Raw genomic sequence first — 2,312 nt, forward strand, 5'->3', positions numbered from 1 at the left:
ATCACTGGGATTTTTATGCCCTTTTGGGTTTTTGAATGGAGGAAAATCACATGAAAATTATTAATATTGGAGTTTTAGCTCATGTTGATGCAGGAAAAACTACCTTAACAGAAAGCTTATTATATAACAGTGGAGCGATTACAGAATTAGGAAGCGTGGACAAAGGTACAACGAGGACGGATAATACGCTTTTAGAACGTCAGAGAGGAATTACAATTCAGACAGGAATAACCTCTTTTCAGTGGGAAAATACGAAGGTGAACATCATAGACACGCCAGGACATATGGATTTCTTAGCAGAAGTATATCGTTCATTATCAGTTTTAGATGGGGCAATTCTACTGATTTCTGCAAAAGATGGCGTACAAGCACAAACTCGTATATTATTTCATGCACTTAGGAAAATGGGGATTCCCACAATCTTTTTTATCAATAAGATTGACCAAAATGGAATTGATTTATCAACGGTTTATCAGGATATTAAAGAGAAACTTTCTGCCGAAATTGTAATCAAACAGAAGGTAGAACTGTATCCTAATATGTGTGTGACGAACTTTACCGAATCTGAACAATGGGATACGGTAATAGAGGGAAACGATGACCTTTTAGAGAAATATATGTCCGGTAAATCATTAGAAGCATTGGAACTCGAACAAGAGGAAAGCATAAGATTTCAGAATTGTTCTCTGTTCCCTGTTTATCACGGAAGTGCAAAAAACAATATAGGGATTGATAACCTTATAGAAGTGATTACGAATAAATTTTATTCATCAACACATCGAGGTCAGTCTGAACTTTGCGGAAAAGTTTTCAAAATTGAGTATTCGGAAAAAAGACAGCGTCTTGCATATATACGTCTTTATAGTGGCGTACTGCATTTGCGAGATTCGGTTAGAATATCGGAAAAGGAAAAAATAAAAATTACAGAAATGTATACTTCAATAAATGGTGAATTATGTAAAATTGATAAGGCTTATTCCGGGGAAATTGTTATTTTGCAGAATGAGTTTTTGAAGTTAAATAGTGTTCTTGGAGATACAAAGCTATTGCCACAGAGAGAGAGAATTGAAAATCCCCTCCCTCTGCTGCAAACGACTGTTGAACCGAGCAAACCTCAACAAAGGGAAATGTTACTTGATGCACTTTTAGAAATCTCCGACAGTGACCCGCTTCTGCGATATTATGTGGATTCTGCGACACATGAAATCATACTTTCTTTCTTAGGGAAAGTACAAATGGAAGTGACTTGTGCTCTGCTGCAAGAAAAGTATCATGTGGAGATAGAAATAAAAGAGCCTACAGTCATTTATATGGAAAGACCGTTAAAAAAAGCAGAGTATACCATTCACATCGAAGTTCCACCGAATCCTTTCTGGGCTTCCATTGGTCTATCTGTAGCACAGCTTCCATTAGGGAGCGGAATACAGTATGAGAGCTCGGTTTCTCTTGGATACTTAAATCAATCGTTTCAAAATGCAGTTATGGAGGGGATACGCTATGGCTGTGAACAAGGATTGTATGGTTGGAATGTGACGGACTGTAAAATCTGTTTTAAGTATGGCTTATACTATAGCCCTGTTAGTACCCCAGCAGATTTTCGGATGCTTGCTCCTATTGTATTGGAACAAGTCTTAAAAAAAGCTGGAACAGAATTGTTAGAGCCATATCTTAGTTTTAAAATTTATGCGCCACAGGAATATCTTTCACGAGCATACAACGATGCTCCTAAATATTGTGCGAACATCGTAGACACTCAATTGAAAAATAATGAGGTCATTCTTAGTGGAGAAATCCCTGCTCGGTGTATTCAAGAATATCGTAGTGATTTAACTTTCTTTACAAATGGACGTAGTGTTTGTTTAACAGAGTTAAAAGGGTACCATGTTACTACCGGTGAACCTGTTTGCCAGCCCCGTCGTCCAAATAGTCGGATAGATAAAGTACGATATATGTTCAATAAAATAACTTAGTGTATTTTATGTTGTTATATAAATATGGTTTCTTGTTAAATAAGATGAAATATTTTTTAATAAAGATTTGAATTAAAGTGTAAAGGAGGAGATAGTTATTATAAACTACAAGTGGATATTGTGTCCTGTATGTGGAAATAAAACACGATTAAAGATAAGGGAAGATACTGAATTAAAAAAATTCCCCCTCTATTGTCCGAAATGCAGACAAGAAAATTTAATTGAAATAAAGCAGTTCAAAGTAACTGTGATTACAGAGCCAGACGCAAAGACGCAGAGCCGATAAAATGAGATTAATACAATCTCATTTTATCGGCTCTTTCCGTTATGTATGGATTCTTA

Annotated in this window: 2 protein-coding genes; both read left to right on the plus strand. The window is 36.0% G+C overall.

Going from position 1 to position 2,312, the window contains the following annotated elements; all coding sequences use genetic code 11:
* The first annotated feature begins 50 nt into the window (after positions 1 to 50).
* Positions 51 to 1,970: a tetracycline resistance ribosomal protection protein Tet(M) gene (tet(M), locus tag HT722_RS10110; RefSeq protein WP_173278850.1), complete on the plus strand. Its 1,920-nt coding sequence runs from the start codon at positions 51 to 53 to the stop codon at positions 1,968 to 1,970.
* Positions 1,971 to 2,088: 118 nt separating this feature from the next.
* Positions 2,089 to 2,256 (plus strand): cysteine-rich KTR domain-containing protein, encoded by a 168-nt coding sequence (locus HT722_RS10115; RefSeq protein ID WP_000336323.1) that lies wholly within the window; start codon positions 2,089 to 2,091, stop codon positions 2,254 to 2,256.
* Positions 2,257 to 2,312 lie beyond the last annotated feature (56 nt).

This window comes from Streptococcus sp. 53 (genome assembly GCF_013276565.1).
GTDB lineage: Bacteria > Bacillota > Bacilli > Lactobacillales > Streptococcaceae > Streptococcus.